Origin of the sequence: Stenotrophomonas sp. PE591 (genome assembly GCF_018320795.1) — a bacterium.
Taxonomy (GTDB): Bacteria; Pseudomonadota; Gammaproteobacteria; order Xanthomonadales; family Xanthomonadaceae; genus Stenotrophomonas; species Stenotrophomonas maltophilia.
In genome coordinates, this window is record NZ_JAAOKO010000001.1 from 24,380 (window position 1) to 39,960 (window position 15,581).

Consider the following 15,581-nt stretch of genomic DNA (forward strand, 5'->3'; position numbering starts at 1 on the left):
CTGCAACGAAACAACTGATCTATCACGTAGACGTCCCTCAAGGGCCATCCACGTCAAACCCCCTGTGTTGGTGCTTCGCTGGCCTTCGCTGGCGGCGGGCCGTGACGTCGCCAAGGGTGCCGGCGACTGAACATGACCAGATAGCACCCTATCACCCAAACCAGCGCGGCACACCATCCGGCCAGGATGTCGGAGGGGTAATGCACCCCCAGATAGACCCGCGACACGCTTACCAGCAGGCTGAACGCGGGTGCCAGCATCAGTACCGGCCAGCGCCAACGGGTGTTCCAGGCGAGCAGTACCAAGGTCACGGCAAGGGTCATCGAACCCATCGCATGCCCGCTGGGGAAGCTGAACGTCGATTCCGGCGCGATCGATTCCCACAGGCTGGGGCGCTGCCGCTGGAAGAACTGCTTGCTGCCCATGTTCAGCAGCGCCGACCCTACGAAGCTGACCGCGACGAAGGTCGCCTCGCGCCAGCGCCGGTAGCCCAGCAGCACGCCAATGATCAGCACGTCGGCCGGGATCAGGAACCACTCGTAGCCCAGTTTCGAGATGAGCACGAAGAAGCGGTCCAGCCACGGCGAATGCAGGCCATGCATCTGCCACAGCAGGGGCGCGTCGAAATGGAACGATTCAAACTCGTGCACTTCGTCCGCCAGGGCAACAAAGCCTGCCAACGGCAGCAGCACGCCACCGAACAACAGGACCAGGCGCCAGGCGTTGCGCGCCATCCAGTGGCGGAAGCCGGAGGCTGACTCCGGTGCGGCGAGGATCGCAGGCTTATCCGGCGCTTCGGACATACGTGTGTTCGACGTAATCGTCGATCAGGGCGACGAACTCCTGGGCGATGTTGTCGCCACGCAGGGTCACCTTCTTCTCACCATCGACGAACACCGGCGCCGCAGGCGTCTCACCCGTGCCCGGCAGCGAGATGCCGATGTTGGCGTGACGCGATTCGCCCGGCCCGTTGACGATGCAGCCCATCACCGCCAGGGTCATGTTCTCCGCCCCCGGGTGGTGGATCTTCCACAGCGGCATCTTCTCGCGCACGTGGTTCTGCACCACCTTGGCCAGCTCCTGGAAGAACTCTGAGGTGGTACGGCCGCAGCCCGGGCAGGCCGTGACCAGTGGCGTGAAGGCACGCTGGCCGGTGGTCTGCAGCAGTTCCTGGGCGACGATCACTTCCTGCGTGCGCGACTGGCCCGGCTCCGGGGTCAGCGAGATGCGGATGGTGTCACCGATGCCTTCCTGCAGCAGCACGCCCAGCGCCGCGGACGATGCCACGATGCCCTTGCTGCCGATACCGGCCTCGGTCAGGCCCAGGTGCAGGGCGAAGTCGGAGCGCTGCGCCAGGTCGCGGTACACCGCGATCAGCTCCTGCACGCCACTGACCTTGGCCGACAGCACGATGCGATCGCGCGGCAGGCCCAGCTCCACCGCCTGCTCGGCCGAATCCAGCGCCGAGCGGATCAGCGCCTCGCGCAGCACGCGGCCGGCGTCCCAGGGCTGTTCGCGCAGGTTGTTCTCGTCCATCAGCTTCGCCGCCAGGGCCTGGTCCAGCGATCCCCAGTTGGCGCCGATGCGCACCGGCTTGTTGTAACGGATGGCGAATTCGATCAGCTGGGCGAACTGCAGATCCTTCTTCTTGCCGAAGCCGACGTTGCCCGGGTTGATGCGGTACTTGGCCAGTGCTTCGGCACATGCCGGTTCGGCGGTCAACAGCTGGTGTCCGTTGTAGTGGAAATCGCCGATCAGCGGCACGTCGATGCCCATCATCGCCAGCTTGTCGACAATGCGCGGGATCGCCGCAGCGGCTTCCACGGTATTGACGGTCAGCCGCACCATCTCCGAACCGGCACGCCACAACTCGGCCACCTGCTTCACGCTGGAGGCGACGTCGGAGGTGTCGGTGTTGGTCATCGACTGCACCACCACCGGCTTGCCTCCGCCCACGGTGACTCCGCCGATCTGGACGGCATGGGTCTGGCGGCGCGGCCAGGCAGTGGCATCGGAAGGCGGAGTCGGGCGGGTGACGGCGTCGTGCATGGGCGCATTCTACCGCCCGGCCCTGCATTCGGGGTGACTCGCATTCAGCCGGCGGCACGGCTGCGGCCGATTGTCGCAGGCACGGTCACGCGCGAACGCATACGATGAGCGTGAATGACCGGTCCCGACGCCCCGTTTCTCCGAACCCTGTGCAGCCTGCGCTGGCTTGCAGTAGGCGGCCAGGCCGCCACCATCCTGGTCGCCACCTGGGTGCTGGGGCTGCCGTTGCCGCAGCTGCCGCTGTGGGCCGGCGTGGCGGTGCTGACCCTGTTCAACATCTATACCCAGCTGCGCCCGGAAGCGGCCGACACCGCACCGCTGACTGCATTCGGCCACATCCTGGTGGACGTGATCATCCTGACCTGGATGGTCGGCTGGAGCGGTGGCATGGCCAATCCGTTCAGCTCGCTGTTCCTGATCCTGATCGCACTGGCCGCGTTCGCCCTGCCCCTGCGCTGGGCGCTGGCGGTCGCGCTGGCCTGCCTGCTCGGCTACGCCGCCAGCGGCATCTTCGGCCAGTCGCTGCCGGACGGCTATTTCCGCGCGCAGGACCTCAACCGCTGGGGCGTGGTCGCCAATTTCCTGATTTCCGCGGCGGTCGTACTGGCCTTCTCCACCCGCCTGGCGCTGGCGCTGCGCCAGCGCGAACTGGAACTGTCGGCGCTGCGCGAACGCTTCGCCCGCAACGAGGGCATCGTCGCCCTGGCCACCCATGCCGCCTCGGTGGCGCATGAACTGAACACGCCGCTGGCAACCATGACCCTGCTCGCCGACGACGTGGCCGAACGCAGTGAAGAGCCGGAAGTGCGCGAGGACATGGAAACCCTGCGCGAGCTGCTGGTGCAGTGCCGTGAGCGCGTGCTGGCGCTGGCCGCACCGGCCTCGGCCGATGCGCCCGGACGCAGCCATTCCAGCGCGCAGCAGGTGCTGGAGCAATGGCGCCTGGTGCGACCGACCATCGACCTGCACCGCAACGACGATGCGCCGCTGCGGCTGCCGCTCGACCCGGGCGTGGGCCACCTGCTGATGGTCCTGCTCAACAATGCCGCCGATGCCGGCGAACAGGCCGGCCGGCCGCGCGTGGACCTGGACCTGCGCATCGAAGGCGACGATCTGATCGGCGAAGTACGCGACTACGGCCACGGCTTCAACGCGCGCGCCGCGGTGCTGCCGGGCAAGCTGTTCGGCAGCAGCAAGAGTGAAGGCATGGGGGTCGGCCTGGCCCTGTCCCATGCCACGATCGAACGCCTCGACGGCGAGATGTGGATGCGCCCGGCCCAGGGGGCCGGCAGCCGCGTCGGCTTCCGCCTGCCGCTGGCCCCACGCGAGGAAACCCCATGAGCGCCTCAACCCTCGGCCTGCTGGTCGACGACGACGAACTGTACCTGCGCACCCTGCAGCGCAGCCTGGCCCGCAAGGGACTTGAAACGCAGACCGCGCAGGATGCCGCCAGCGCGCTGGCACTGGCCCGCCAGCACCCACCCGCGTTCGCCCTGATCGACCTGAAGCTGGGCAGCGATTCCGGCCTGGCGCTGATCCAGCCGCTGCGTGCGCTGCGCGCGGACATGCGCATCCTGCTGGTGACCGGCTACGCCAGCATCGCCACCGCGGTGGAAGCGATCAAGCTCGGTGCGGACGATTACCTGCCCAAGCCAGCCACGGTACCGATGATCCTTCGCGCTTTGGGCGAGGAGGATGACGGCCCGGCCGACGATGGCGAAATGGAAGTGCCCGACGCGATGACACCGATCAGCCGCCTGCAGTGGGAGCACATCCAGCAGGCGATGCACGAGACCGGCGGCAATGTGTCGGCAGCCGCGCGCCTGCTCGGCATGCACCGGCGCTCGCTGCAGCGCAAGCTGGCCAAGCGGCCCAGCCCGGAACGCGACCCGAGCCGCTGAGGCACCACGCCCTTCATGGTAGTGCCGGCCGCTGGCCGGCAACCCATCCGCTCCGGTAGTGCCGGCCGCTGGCCGGCATCCAGGTGATGCTTCAATCGTTCATGAGGTTGCCGGCCAGCGGCCGGCACCACCAGAGCCTCAGCGCTTCAGCTGCGCAAGGATCTCGCGGGTCATCGGGTCGGCAACGGCCACATCCTCGCCCTGCAGCGCCGGCAGCAGGCCGCTGGCCAGCCGCTTGCCCAGTTCGACACCGAACTGGTCGAAGGCGTTGATGTTCCAGATCACCGACTGCACGTACACGGCGTGTTCGTACATGGCGATCAGCGCACCCAGCGCCTGCGGGGTCAGCGCGTCGAGCAGGATCAGCGTGCTCGGGCGGCCGCCCGGGTAATCACGGTGCGGGTCGTCGCTGCCCTGGCCATTGGCCAGTGCTTCGGTCTGCGCCAGCAGATTGGCCAGCAGGGCCTGATGATTGATCGTGTAGGGATCGTCGTTGTGCACGCAGCCGATGAAGTCGGCCGGAACGATGCTGGTGCCCTGGTGCAGTGCCTGGAAGAAGCTGTGCTGCACATCGGTGCCCGCGCCTCCCCACCACACCGGCACGGTATCGGTGGTGACCGGCTGGCCATCACGCTGCACACGCTTGCCCAGGCTTTCCATCACCAGCTGCTGCAGGTAGGCCGGCAACAGCGCCAGGCGCTGGTCGTAGGTCATCACCGCATGCGTGGCATGGCCCAGCAGGTTGCGGTTCCAGATGTCGGTCAGCCCGTGCAGCACCGGCAGGTTGCGCTCCAGCGGTGCATCCAGCGCATGCGCATCCATCTGCGCAGCACCTTCCAGCAGCTGTTCAAAGCGCTCGAAGCCGATCGCCAGCGCGATCGGGAAACCGACCGCAGACCACAGCGAATAGCGGCCGCCGACCCAATCCCACATCGGCAGCACACGATCGGCGGCGATGGCAAAGGCCTTGGCGGCACGTTCCGGATTGGCACTGACCGCGTACAGGCGGTCGCTGCCCCCCAGCCAGTCGTGCAGGATCTGGCCGTTGAGCAGGGTTTCCTGGGTGCCGAAGGTCTTGGAGATCAGGATGCCGGCGGTCTTGGCCGGATCCAGCGTGGCCAGCGTACGCTGCATGGCCGCGCCGTCCACGTTCGATACGAAATGCACGCGCAGGCGCGCACCGCTGACCGGACGCAGTGCGTCGGCAACCAGGCGCGGGCCAAGGTCGGAACCACCGATGCCGACGCTGACCACGTCGGTGACGCCACTGTCTTCCAGCGCGCGCACCAGCACGCCCATGCGCTGGCGGATTTCGCGCGCGGTGGCATAGGCCTCGGCCGCCACCGGCGCATCGACCACGTCGCCGCGCAGTGCGGTGTGCAGCGCGGCGCGACCTTCGGTCAGGTTGACCTGCTCGCCACGGAACAGGCGGGTGATGGCACCACCGACATCACGGTCGGCAGCCAGCGCCAGCAATGCCTGCAACGCCGCGGCATCGTATTTCTGCCGGGCGAAGTTGACGTACAACGGACCGACCCGCAGCGCCAGGTCCTGCACGCGGCCGGGTTCGGCGGCGAGCAGGCCGGGGATGCTTGCGCCCTTCAGGCGCTGGGCGTGGGAATGCAGCGAGTCGAATCCGTTGTTCGTTGTCATGCGGCCTGGGTCGGGATCGTGTCGTTGGTGTGGGTGATCTGGTTCTTGCCATCAACGTACACCAGCTTCGGCTTGAAGCTGTCGGCTTCCTGCTCGGTCATGCTGGCGAACGCGGCAATGATGATGATGTCACCGACCTGCACGTGGCGCGCGGCGCCACCGTTGAGCGAGACAACGCCGCTGCCGGCTTCGGCGCGGATGGCATAGGTCGAGAAGCGCGCACCGTTGGTCACGTCCCAGATGTGCACCTGCTCGAACTCGCGGATGCCGGTGGCAGCCAGCAGGTTGTCATCGATGGCGATCGAGCCTTCGTAGTTCAGCTCGGAATGGGTGACGGTGGCGCGGTGGATCTTGGTCTTGAGCAGGGACAGGTGCATGGGGGCGCTGCAACGGCAAAGGAAAGAGCGGATTCTAGCACCCGCTTGGCCGTCGTCAGGGGCCTGCGGCAGGACGCTGAAGGCCGTTCAGGTGCCCGTGCCCGGCGGCGGCGCCGTGGCATGGATGGCACCGCCCTGCAGTAACAGCCTGAACACCGTATGGAAGACCAGCCCGGAGGCCAGGCCCAGGCCCCCTGCAGCCAACACCGTCAGCCCATAGCTGATCACATCGAATGTATCGACATAGCGCAGGCGCTGCAGCAGCGGCCCATGGATCGCGCCCGGCCACTCATGGATGGCCATGGCCAGCGCGCCCAGAGCAGACCCTGCAAGTACGAAGCGGGCCCGGCGCAGGGGCCGCCGAGATCGCGGGAGCAGCGCCATCGGCAGGAACACCGCGATGGCGCTGCAGACGCCCAGCCCGAACATCAGTCCACCGCCGGTGAGCGCGGGCATCGGCGTGCGCCTGAATTCGAGCGCGAACAACAGGCCGCCAAACAGCTGCGCCGGCAGCATGCCGGCAGCCAGCACGGCCAGGATCAACGCCTGCGCAAGCCGACCAGCGTCAGTGGAGGGTGTCTTCATTGCCGTTCTCCCGTCCATGGGAAGGTGCGAGGCGCCCATTGTGGGCGCCCCCGGGCCGCATGCGGCTCAGAACTCCAGGTTGTCGATCAGGCGGGTGGAGCCCAGGCGCGCGGCGATCAGCGCTACGCGGCCACCGCCATCGAACGTCGGCTCGGCCAGTTCCGGGGTGCGCAGCACCGCATAGTCGACCTGGAAACCGGCCGCCTGCAATGCCGCCGTGGCGTCGGCCTCGATGCGATCACGCGCCTGCCCGGCCACGTAGCCTTCGCGCATGCCCAGCAGGGTGCGGTGGATGGTGGTCGCGACCGGGCGCTGTTCGGCGCTCAGGTACTGGTTGCGCGAACTCTTGGCCAGACCATCCTCGTCGCGCACGATGTCCGCGCCGACGATCTGGATCGGGAACGACAGCTCAGCCACCATCTGCCGGATCACCGCCAGCTGCTGGTAGTCCTTGCGGCCGAACACGGCCACGTCCGGCTGCACCTGCAGGAACAGGCGCGCCACCACCGTGCAGACGCCATCGAAGTGGCCCGGGCGGCTGGCACCTTCCAGCACCTCGCTCACGCCGGGCGCGTGCATCTGCGTGGTCTTGTCCACGCCCAGCGGGTACATGGCCTCGACGCTGGGCAGCCACACCGCATCGCAGCCGACCTGCTCCAGCCCGGCCACATCGGCCTCGGGCGTACGCGGATAGCGGCTGAAATCCTCGTTCGGCCCGAACTGGGTCGGGTTGACGAAGATGCTTGCCACCACCTTGTCGGCGTACTGGCGGGCCAGGGTCACCAGCGAATGATGGCCACCGTGAAGGTTGCCCATGGTGGGCACCAGCGCCACGCGCAGGCCCTCGCGCTTCCACTGGGCGATCTGCTCGCGCAATGCGCCGAGCTCGTTGAAGGTCTGGATCATGAGGCGTAAGCGTGCTGTTCGTCGGGGAAGCTGCCGTCGCGCACGGCGTCGGCGTAGGCGCGGGTGGCACCGGCCACCGAACCGCCTTCGGCAAGGAAATCCTTGACGAACTTGGGACGGCGATGGCCACTGTCCAGGCCGAGGAAATCGTGCAGCACCAGCACTTGGCCATCGCACTGCGGGCCGGCACCGATGCCGATGGTGGGCACCTCCACCGCAGCGGTCACCTCGGCGGCAACCGGGGTCGGCACGCACTCAAGCACCATGATGCTGGCGCCGGCAGCGGCCACGGCCCTGGCATCTTCCACCAGCTGGCGCGCGGCATCGCCGCGGCCCTGGATCTTGAAGCCGCCCAGGCGCAGCACCGACTGCGGGGTCAGGCCCAGATGCGCACAGACCGGAATCTCACGCTCAACCAGGTAGCGGATGATGTCGACCTTGAAGCCGGCACCTTCGATCTTGACCATCTCGGCACCGGCCTGCAGCAGCTGCAGCGAAGCATCCAGCGCGCGCTCCGGAGTGGCATCGGCACCGAACGGCAGGTCGGCCACCAGCAGCGCGCGCTGCAGCACACGGGCCACGGCGCGGGTGTGGTAGACCATGTCGGCCACGGTCACCGGCAGGGTCGAATCATGGCCCTGCACGACCATGCCCAGCGAATCGCCAATCAGGATCAGGTCAACGCCATTTGCGTCGAAAGTGCGGGCGAAGCCAGCGTCGTAGGCGGTCAACATGACCAGCTTCTGGCCATTGCGCTTGGCCTCGGCCAGGGCGGGAACGGTCCAGGGCTTGCTGTCTGCGTGGGTGCTCATGTGCTGATAACCGGGGGAGATAACCCGGGCATTATCACCCTATCGGCGCGATCCCGCAGGCATCCACCCGCATCACTGCATCCCGCACGCGGCCATGCCCGGGGATGGCCAGATCCGGCGCGATTTCGGCCAGCGGCACCAGCACGAAGGCACGCTCGTGCATGTAGGGGTGCGGCACCTGCAGGCCGGGCTGGTCGAGCACCTGCGCGCCATACAGCAGCAGGTCCAGGTCCAGCGCGCGCGGCCCCCAGTGCACCGCCGGATCGCGCACGCGACCAAAGCGCTGCTCCAGCGCCAGCATCGCCTGCAGCAGTTCATCGGCTGCCAGTGACGTTTCGACCGCGGCCACCGCGTTGACGAACGGTGGCTGGTCTTCATTGCCCCAGGCCGGCGTTGCGTACAGGCGCGAGGCCTGCAGCACGCGGGTCCCGGGCAGGCCGTCCAGCGCAGTGATCGCCGCGCCGACAGTCGTGGCCGCATCGCCGAGGTTGGCGCCGAGGCCGATCCACGCTGGCATCATTGCTTATTCGCCAGCTGCACCGGCCGAGGCCCCCGGGCGGCGGCGACGACGGCGACGCTTGCGCGGTGCTCCGTTCTCGTCATCGCCCTCTTCGCTGTGCATCGCGTCCAGCGAAGATTCCAGCTCGCGGCCCGACTGGGCCTGTGCCTCGCGCCAGAATTCAACATCGGCAGCGTGCTCGGCCGAGGCCACCTGGCGCAGGCTGAGGAAGTCGAACGCGGCGCGGAAGCGCGGATGGGTGAGCGTGCGGAACACGCGCTTGCGCTGGCGCGAGCTGAAACGCGACTGCAGCAGCCAGATTTCCTGCATCGGCAGCGAGAAGCGGCGCGGCAGCGCGATGGTGCTCAGCTGCTGCACGGTGACGCGGTCGGCGGCACGACGCTGCGCCTCTTCCGGCGCCACGCCCTGCTTGAGCAGGGTCGCCTGGGCGCGGCAGAACGCCGGCCACAGCAACAGCGCGAACAGGAACGCCGGCGAGACCGGCTCGTCGTTGGCCACGCGGGCATCGGTATTGGCCAGGCCCTCGACCAGCATGCGGCGCAGCGCGCCGGTGCGGTTGGACTTCAACGCCCTGGCGCTTTCCGGGAACAGCACGTCGAGCAGACCGTAGCGCTCCAGGCCTTCGAAGCTGGCCACGCCGTGCCCGGACAGGAACAGCTTCAGCACTTCCTCGAACAGGCGTGCCGGCGCGGCTTCGTTGAGCAGGCCAGCCAGCTGCGGGATCGGCGCGGCGGTGCCCTCTTCGATCTGGAAGCCGAGCTTGGCCGCCAGGCGCACGGCGCGCAGCATGCGCACCGGGTCTTCCTGGTAGCGCTGCACCGGGTCGCCGATGAGCTTCATCAGGCGCGCCTGCACGTCTTCGAAGCCGCCGGTGTAGTCACGCACCGAGAAATCCTCGATGGCGTAGTACAGGGCGTTGCAGGTGAAGTCGCGGCGGACGGCGTCGTCTTCGATGGTGCCGTACACGTTGTCGCGCACAAGCATGCCGTTTTCCATCTCGCGGTCGCCACTACCGTCATCGCTGTTGGCGCGGAAGGTGGCGACTTCGATGATCTCGCGGCCGAACACAACGTGGGCGAGGCGGAAACGGCGGCCGATCAGGCGGCAGTTTCGGAACAGCTGCTTGACCTGTTCGGGCGTGGCGTCGGTGGCCACGTCGAAATCCTTGGGTTGGCCATTGACCAGCAGGTCGCGCACCGCGCCGCCGACAAGGTAGGCGCCGAAGCCGGCATCGCGCAGGCGATAAAGCACGCGCAGGGCGTTCGGGCTGATGTCCTTGCGGGAGATCGTGTGCTGGTCGCGCGGGATGACGCGCAGGCTGAACGGTGATGTAGCAGAGGAAATGATGTTGGCGCTTCCGGTTGAAGTTTCGGGATTGCCCAATGGCATCGAGGTGCATATACTAGCGCTCCTGCCTCGGCAGCGACACAGTTACGCTCCCTTCGTCTAGTGGTTAGGACGTGGCCCTCTCAAGGCTAAAACAGGGGTTCGAGTCCCCTAGGGAGCGCCAGTCGCCGCAGCAGGAACCGAAAAAGCCCGCCTTGTGCGGGCTTTTCTGTTTTCCGGGATTGCAGTGGTTGCGGTCGGGTTGGTCGCTTTGGCGGCCCCCTGCAATCGGCTTGAGCCGGTGGGGTCACCCAGGGCAGGACACGCCGTAAACCCATCCATGGGGGCTCGATGGCGCCATCCATGGCGCCATCTAGCCCCCATGGATGGGCTCTTGCGTGTCCTGGAGAGGGCGGCCTGCCCCCTCACACTCTGGACAAGCAGGCGCCAACGGGACACAACCGAAGCCAGTCGCCGTCAGCCTTCTATCTGCTCCAGCTCCTTGCCCTTGGTCTCGCGCACGTAGCGGACCACGAAGAAGATCGAGAGGATGGCCGCCACCGTGTAGATGCCATAGGCGCCGGCCAGGCCGATGCCGGCCAGCAGCATCGGGAAGGTCACGGTGATCGCGAAATTCGACGTCCACTGCGCCGCACCGGCAACGGCCAGCGCCGGGCCGCGGATCTGGTTGGGGAACATCTCGCCCAGCATCACCCACATCACCGGGCCCCAGGACATGTTGAAGAACACCACGTAGACGTTGGCTGCGACCAGCGCCAGCCGGCCCATGCCGTCGGACAACTGCAGTCGACCATCGGCCAGGCTGCCACTGGCGAAGGCGACCACCATCAGCACCAGCGCCACCGACATGCCGACCGAGCCGATCCACAGCAGCGGCTTGCGCCCGATGCGGTCGATCAGCAGCACGGTCAGCAGGCAGGCACCGATGCTCAGTGCGCCGGACAACACATTGATCAGCAGCGCGTCGCTTTCCGAAAAGCCGACCGCCTGCCACAGCACTGCGCCGTAGTAGAACACCACATTGATGCCGACCAGCTGCTGGAACATGGCCAGACCGATGCCCACCCACAGGATCGGCCGCAGCTTGCCGCTGACCGTGTCGCGCAGGTCGGCAAAGCGCGGCTTGTGCTGGTCCTGGGCCAGGCTGGCTTCGATCTCGGCCTGCTTGGCCGCCGCTGCGGCCTCGCCGTACAGCCGCGCGAGCACCGCCCTCGCCTGCTGCTGGCGCCCCTTCAGGACCAGGAAGCGCGGGCTTTCCGGAATCACCAGCAACAACAGCAGGAACAGCCCCGACGGCAGCGCCTGCATCCAGAACATCCAGCGCCAGGCCTCATGACCCAGCCACAACGGCTCGGTCGACGCCCCGGCGGCGCGGGCCAGCAGGTAATTGCTGAGGAAAGCTGCGAACAGGCCGCAGATGATCGCCATCTGCTGCACCGTGGCCAAACGCCCGCGATAGCGCGCCGAGGCCACCTCGGCAATGTAGGCCGGCGACATCACACTGGCCGCCCCTACTGCAAAGCCGCCGAGCACGCGGGCCGCGATGAACAGCCACGAGGCGTGGGCTGCGCCGGCGCCCAGCGCCGAGACCAAGAACATCAGCGCCGACACGATCAGGACACCGCGGCGTCCCAGGCGGTCGCCCAGCCAGCCGGCCAGGAACGCACCGATCGCGCAGCCCAGCAGCATCGAGGCGACTTCGAAACCGAGCGCCGCCTCGCTGGAGTTGAAGGCCTGGCGCAGGCCATCGACGGTGCCATTGATGACACCACTGTCGAAGCCGAACAGGAATCCACCGAGCGTGGCCACGCAGCTGATCAGGACGATGAATGCAGTGTTCTCACCGCCATGGGGTGCGATGCTGGGCTTGGCTGGCGACATTGACGATCCTGCTGGGAAGGGGGCCGGCCACCCGACGCAGCCGGCTGACCCGCAGCGTCGCACAGGCCCCGCCCTGCCGCCAATGACTGCCACGGCCGCGCCTGCCAGACGCCCGATTTCCGCTCCGCGCCGACACCGGGGGCCAACCTGTTCTAGAATTGGCGGGTTCAGGAATCGATCCACCCCCAGCCCATGCCCTTTGTCGTCACCGAAAACTGCATCAAGTGCAAACACACCGATTGCGTGGAAGTGTGCCCCGTGGATTGCTTCCACGAAGGCCCGAACTTCCTGGTGATCGACCCGGATGAGTGCATCGACTGCACCCTCTGCGAGCCGGAGTGCCCGGTCAATGCGATCTTCCCGGAGGACGATGTCCCCGCCGGCCAGGAAGGCTTCGTCGCCCTCAACGCCGAGCTGGCGAAGGAGTGGCCGGTGCTGACCGTGCGCAAGGACCCGCCCGCCGACGCCGGCGAATGGGATGGCAAGCCGGACAAGCTGAAGCTGCTGGAGCGCTGAGAAGCGCCCACGGCGGCAACGAAAAGGGCGCCCACGGGCGCCCTTTTCTGTTTTCCGGTGAACGCCAACCGCAAGATCCGGCATGCCAGCCTTGCGATCCGGCATGCCAACCTCGCGATCCGGTATGCCAACCTCGCGATACGGCATGCCAACCTCGCGATACGGCATGCCAACCTTGCGATCCGGTAGGTGCCAACCTTGGTTGGCACAGAAGCGCCGACCAAGGTCAGCCTCTACCAGAGGCAGCCCTTACTGGGCCAGCTTCGCCTTCAGCGCGGCGATCAACTTCACCGGCGCTTCGGCGGTGGCCGGCAGGCCACGCGGGTCGACCGCGGAGATGTAGGCGCCGGCATCGACGGCGACCACGCGGACCAGGAAGTTGCTGCCTTCGTAGGCCACGTCATACGAGCCGAGCAACTGGGCGCGGCTGGCGATGGTCACGCCCTCCACGCCTTCCAGCGCGGTACCGACCTTTGCGAAGGCTTCATCCTTGCCACCGGCGATGGTGAAACCGGTATTGCCAACGGCCGGAGCCGCGGCCGCCGGTGCTGCCGGCTTGGTGGCCGACACCAGCGCCGGCACCTTGTTGTCACCGGTGGTGGCCGGCAGGTTGAGGTCCGGCGGCACTTCCAGCGGACGCATTTCCGGGGCCAGGGCATAGTCGCCCTTGACGCCACGCTTGAAGCAGCCGGTGGTGCCGGCGGCAACGGCCACCGCAAGCAGGGCGTAGGACAGCACGCGGACAGTGGAAACGGATTGACGCATGTGAATCTCCTGGGTCAGACCAAGACGAAAGGTCAGTGGCTGGAAAGGGCTTCAAGGGCGGCGATGTCGCCGGCAAGATGGTCGGCGGCCGCGTGGTGCGACGCCGACAGCGGCAGCAGCGGCAGGCGCAGATCATGGCCGATGCCGATACGGCGCAGCAGCGCCTTGACCGGAATCGGGTTCGGTTCAACACCGCAGAAATCATGGAACGGCTGCAGGCGCGCATCCCAGGACTCGGTGGCTTCGTGGTCATGGGCGGCGGCCAGCTCGCACATGCGGCGGTAGGCGCCGGGCAGCACGTTGGAGCCGACCGAGATCAGGCCGTCGATACCGGCCCGGATCGAACGCGCGGCCGTACCGTCGTCGCCGCTGAGCACGGCGAACTGCGGGCTGCGCAGTGCGAGCAGCGCCTGCACCCGGCCGGTGTCGCCCACCGCCTCCTTGATGCCGACGATGTTGGGGTGGCTGGCCAGTTCGGCCACGGTCTCCGGCTGCATGTCGCAACCGGTACGGCCGGGCACGTTGTACAGCACGACCGGCAACCCGCCCTGGTCGGCGACCGCACGATAATGGGCAATCAGGCCGGCCTGGGTCGGCCTCACGTAGGGCGGGGTGACCACCAGTGCATGGCTGGCGCCAAGCGCGGCCGCACGACGGGTCTGTTCGATGGTTTTGGCGGTACCGGACAGGCCGGTGCCGGCCATGACCGGGATGCGGCCGCCAATGCGTTCGACCGCGCTGGCCAGCAGCAGGTCGTACTCGGCATCGGTGAGGGTTGCCGCTTCGCCGGTCGAGCCGGCAACGACAACGCCATGGACGCCACCTTCCAGTTGCAGGTGCAGCAGGCGCTGCCAACCGTCGGGATCGAGGGCGCCGTCGGCCCGGAACGGGGTCGCCAGCGCGGTGATGAGGCCGGAAAGGGACAAGGACGTGCTGCTCTTGGCTGGAAAGGGAAAACGCCCGCCACGAAAGGCCGGGGGCGACCTGAATGTTACTTGCGGCGCGAAAGCACGGGCAAGTATGCTGGACACCGGTGGATCCCCGCCTCTGGCGGGCATTCAGACTAACGCATGCATTACCCGGAATCGCCTTGACCGACACCACCCCGCGCCCCGCGCCGAGCGAAAACCACCTCCTGATCAACGCCTATACGACGCATCCGGAGTCCCCCCTGCTGTCCGTCACCCGCCGCATCGCCGACAGCGGCTGCAATCTGGTGGACGCACGCCTGGCCACGGTCGGTCGCGATGTGTCGGTCACCGCCCTGGCCACCGGCTCCTGGGACTCGGTGGCCAAGCTCGAGGCGATGCTGACCCGGCTGGAGCGCGAGGAAGGCCTGAAGCTGGTCTGGTACCGCACCGCGGCCAAGCAGGCGCAGTCCAACCTGCTGCCGTACATCGTCGAAGTGATCGCCGCCGACAAGCCGGGCATCCTGTTCCAGCTGGCCGATTTCTTCGACCGCCAGGGCATCACCATCGAGAACCTGCAGAGCACGCGCTACCGCGCCATGCAGACCGGTGCGGAGATGTTCAGCGCGCAGGTCACCATCGGCGTGCCGGCCAACATGCACATCGCCGCGCTGCGCGACGATTTCCTCGAGTTCTGCGACCACCTGAACCTGGACGCGATCATGGACCCGATGAAATTCTGATTGGGAGTGCGGATTTTTCGCGCGCCTCTCACGGGCGCGTGGCGTTTCATGCAATTGTCGTAGAAACAACCCAGGCTCGACAGAAGGACCTCATGAACAACGGCGATACCCTGGACAGCACCACCCTCTCCCTGCCGCTGGCGCTGTCCGGTGGCGACCAGGCCACTCTCGGCGACTATGCCGGCCAGTGGCTGGTGCTGTACTTCTACCCCAAGGACAGCACTCCCGGCTGCACCACCGAAGGCATCGACTTCAACGCCCTGCTGCCGAAGTTCAAGAAGGCCGGCGCGGTCGTGCTCGGCGTCTCTCGCGACTCGGTGAAGTCGCACGACAACTTCTGTGCCAGGCAGGGCTTCAACTTCCCGCTGGTCAGCGATGGCGACGAAGCGCTGTGCAGCGCCTTCGACGTGATCAAGATGAAGAACATGTACGGCAAGCAGGTACGTGGCATCGAACGCAGCACCTTCCTGATTTCCCCCGACAGCCGCATCGTGCAGTCCTGGCGCAAGGTCAAGGTTGCCGGCCATGCCGATGCCGTTCTCGCCGAACTGAAGGCCTCCCAGTCCAAGTGAGTCCCACTGCCTACTGTGTCTGCCATCACCCTGCCCCGCAGCAGGC

General features: G+C 67.2%; 17 protein-coding genes and 1 tRNA gene. 6 read left to right on the forward strand and 12 right to left on the reverse strand.

Features of this window, described 5'->3' with window-relative positions:
• Positions 1-53: 53 nt before the first annotated feature.
• Both JLDANKMP_RS00135 and ispG read right to left on the reverse strand, forming a co-directional pair.
• Complete coding sequence (locus JLDANKMP_RS00135) at positions 54-803, reverse strand: phosphatase PAP2 family protein (protein WP_212560305.1); 750 nt, start codon at positions 801-803, stop codon at positions 54-56.
• Positions 784-2,049: a flavodoxin-dependent (E)-4-hydroxy-3-methylbut-2-enyl-diphosphate synthase gene (ispG, locus tag JLDANKMP_RS00140; protein WP_005409065.1), complete on the reverse strand. Its 1,266-nt coding sequence runs from the start codon at positions 2,047-2,049 to the stop codon at positions 784-786. Before ispG ends, JLDANKMP_RS00135 begins: the two co-directional genes overlap by 20 nt.
• Positions 2,050-2,163: 114 nt before the next feature.
• Here ispG and JLDANKMP_RS00145 point away from each other — a divergent pair, with 114 nt between their 5' ends.
• Both JLDANKMP_RS00145 and JLDANKMP_RS00150 read left to right on the forward strand, forming a co-directional pair.
• Positions 2,164-3,390 carry an ATP-binding protein gene (locus tag JLDANKMP_RS00145; protein WP_060380643.1) on the forward strand — a complete coding sequence of 409 codons (1,227 nt, stop codon included), beginning with the start codon at positions 2,164-2,166 and terminating at the stop codon, positions 3,388-3,390.
• Complete coding sequence (locus JLDANKMP_RS00150) at positions 3,387-3,950, forward strand: response regulator transcription factor (protein ID WP_005409063.1); 564 nt, start codon at positions 3,387-3,389, stop codon at positions 3,948-3,950. The genes JLDANKMP_RS00145 and JLDANKMP_RS00150 overlap by 4 nt, the downstream gene beginning before the upstream one ends.
• A 138-nt stretch (positions 3,951-4,088) precedes the next feature.
• Here JLDANKMP_RS00150 and pgi read toward each other — a convergent pair whose 3' ends face one another.
• The 7 genes from pgi to pcnB all read right to left on the reverse strand — a co-directional run bounded on the left by pgi (position 4,089) and on the right by pcnB (position 10,186).
• The gene (pgi, locus tag JLDANKMP_RS00155) at positions 4,089-5,603 is read right to left on the reverse strand and encodes a glucose-6-phosphate isomerase (protein ID WP_212560306.1); all 1,515 of its coding nucleotides are present in this window, start codon (positions 5,601-5,603) and stop codon (positions 4,089-4,091) included.
• Entirely contained in the window at positions 5,600-5,980 is a 381-nt protein-coding gene (panD, locus tag JLDANKMP_RS00160; protein ID WP_005409061.1) for an aspartate 1-decarboxylase, read from the reverse strand. Before panD ends, pgi begins: the two co-directional genes overlap by 4 nt.
• 87 nt (positions 5,981-6,067) lie before the next feature.
• The gene (locus tag JLDANKMP_RS00165; protein ID WP_212560650.1) at positions 6,068-6,565 is read right to left on the reverse strand and encodes a hypothetical protein; all 498 of its coding nucleotides are present in this window, start codon (positions 6,563-6,565) and stop codon (positions 6,068-6,070) included.
• 66 nt (positions 6,566-6,631) lie between these two features.
• Entirely contained in the window at positions 6,632-7,471 is an 840-nt protein-coding gene (gene panC / locus JLDANKMP_RS00170) for a pantoate--beta-alanine ligase (RefSeq protein WP_012479762.1), read from the reverse strand.
• The gene (gene panB, locus JLDANKMP_RS00175) at positions 7,468-8,283 is read right to left on the reverse strand and encodes a 3-methyl-2-oxobutanoate hydroxymethyltransferase (RefSeq protein ID WP_005409058.1); all 816 of its coding nucleotides are present in this window, start codon (positions 8,281-8,283) and stop codon (positions 7,468-7,470) included. The genes panC and panB overlap by 4 nt, the downstream gene beginning before the upstream one ends.
• 34 nt (positions 8,284-8,317) lie before the next feature.
• Positions 8,318-8,803, reverse strand: a complete 486-nt coding sequence (gene folK / locus JLDANKMP_RS00180) for a 2-amino-4-hydroxy-6-hydroxymethyldihydropteridine diphosphokinase (protein WP_005409057.1) — start codon at positions 8,801-8,803, stop codon at positions 8,318-8,320.
• Positions 8,804-8,806: 3 nt separating this feature from the next.
• A complete protein-coding gene (gene pcnB, locus JLDANKMP_RS00185; RefSeq protein ID WP_032965757.1) occupies positions 8,807-10,186 on the reverse strand; it encodes a polynucleotide adenylyltransferase PcnB in 1,380 nt (459 codons plus the stop codon).
• 52 nt (positions 10,187-10,238) lie between these two features.
• On the opposite strand from pcnB, the gene JLDANKMP_RS00190 reads away from it, so the two are divergent.
• A tRNA-Glu gene (locus JLDANKMP_RS00190) sits at positions 10,239-10,313 on the forward strand.
• Positions 10,314-10,606: 293 nt separating this feature from the next.
• On the opposite strand, the gene JLDANKMP_RS00195 is transcribed toward JLDANKMP_RS00190, so the two are convergent.
• A complete protein-coding gene (locus JLDANKMP_RS00195) occupies positions 10,607-12,031 on the reverse strand; it encodes a sugar porter family MFS transporter (RefSeq protein WP_212560307.1) in 1,425 nt (474 codons plus the stop codon).
• Between the two features lie 192 nt (positions 12,032-12,223).
• On the opposite strand from JLDANKMP_RS00195, the gene fdxA reads away from it, so the two are divergent.
• Positions 12,224-12,547, forward strand: a complete 324-nt coding sequence (gene fdxA / locus JLDANKMP_RS00200; protein ID WP_005409054.1) for a ferredoxin FdxA — start codon at positions 12,224-12,226, stop codon at positions 12,545-12,547.
• A gap of 249 nt (positions 12,548-12,796) precedes the next feature.
• On the opposite strand, the gene JLDANKMP_RS00205 is transcribed toward fdxA, so the two are convergent.
• Both JLDANKMP_RS00205 and dapA read right to left on the reverse strand, forming a co-directional pair.
• Positions 12,797-13,312 (reverse strand): hypothetical protein, encoded by a 516-nt coding sequence (locus JLDANKMP_RS00205; RefSeq protein ID WP_005409053.1) that lies wholly within the window; start codon positions 13,310-13,312, stop codon positions 12,797-12,799.
• 32 nt (positions 13,313-13,344) lie between these two features.
• Positions 13,345-14,238, reverse strand: coding sequence for a 4-hydroxy-tetrahydrodipicolinate synthase (gene dapA / locus JLDANKMP_RS00210; protein ID WP_012479759.1), 894 nt, complete (start codon positions 14,236-14,238; stop codon positions 13,345-13,347).
• 164 nt (positions 14,239-14,402) lie between these two features.
• On the opposite strand from dapA, the gene JLDANKMP_RS00215 reads away from it, so the two are divergent.
• The gene (locus JLDANKMP_RS00215; RefSeq protein WP_005409051.1) at positions 14,403-14,963 is read left to right on the forward strand and encodes a glycine cleavage system protein R; all 561 of its coding nucleotides are present in this window, start codon (positions 14,403-14,405) and stop codon (positions 14,961-14,963) included.
• Positions 14,964-15,055: 92 nt separating this feature from the next.
• Entirely contained in the window at positions 15,056-15,535 is a 480-nt protein-coding gene (locus JLDANKMP_RS00220) for a peroxiredoxin (protein WP_005412958.1), read from the forward strand.
• Positions 15,536-15,581 lie beyond the last annotated feature (46 nt).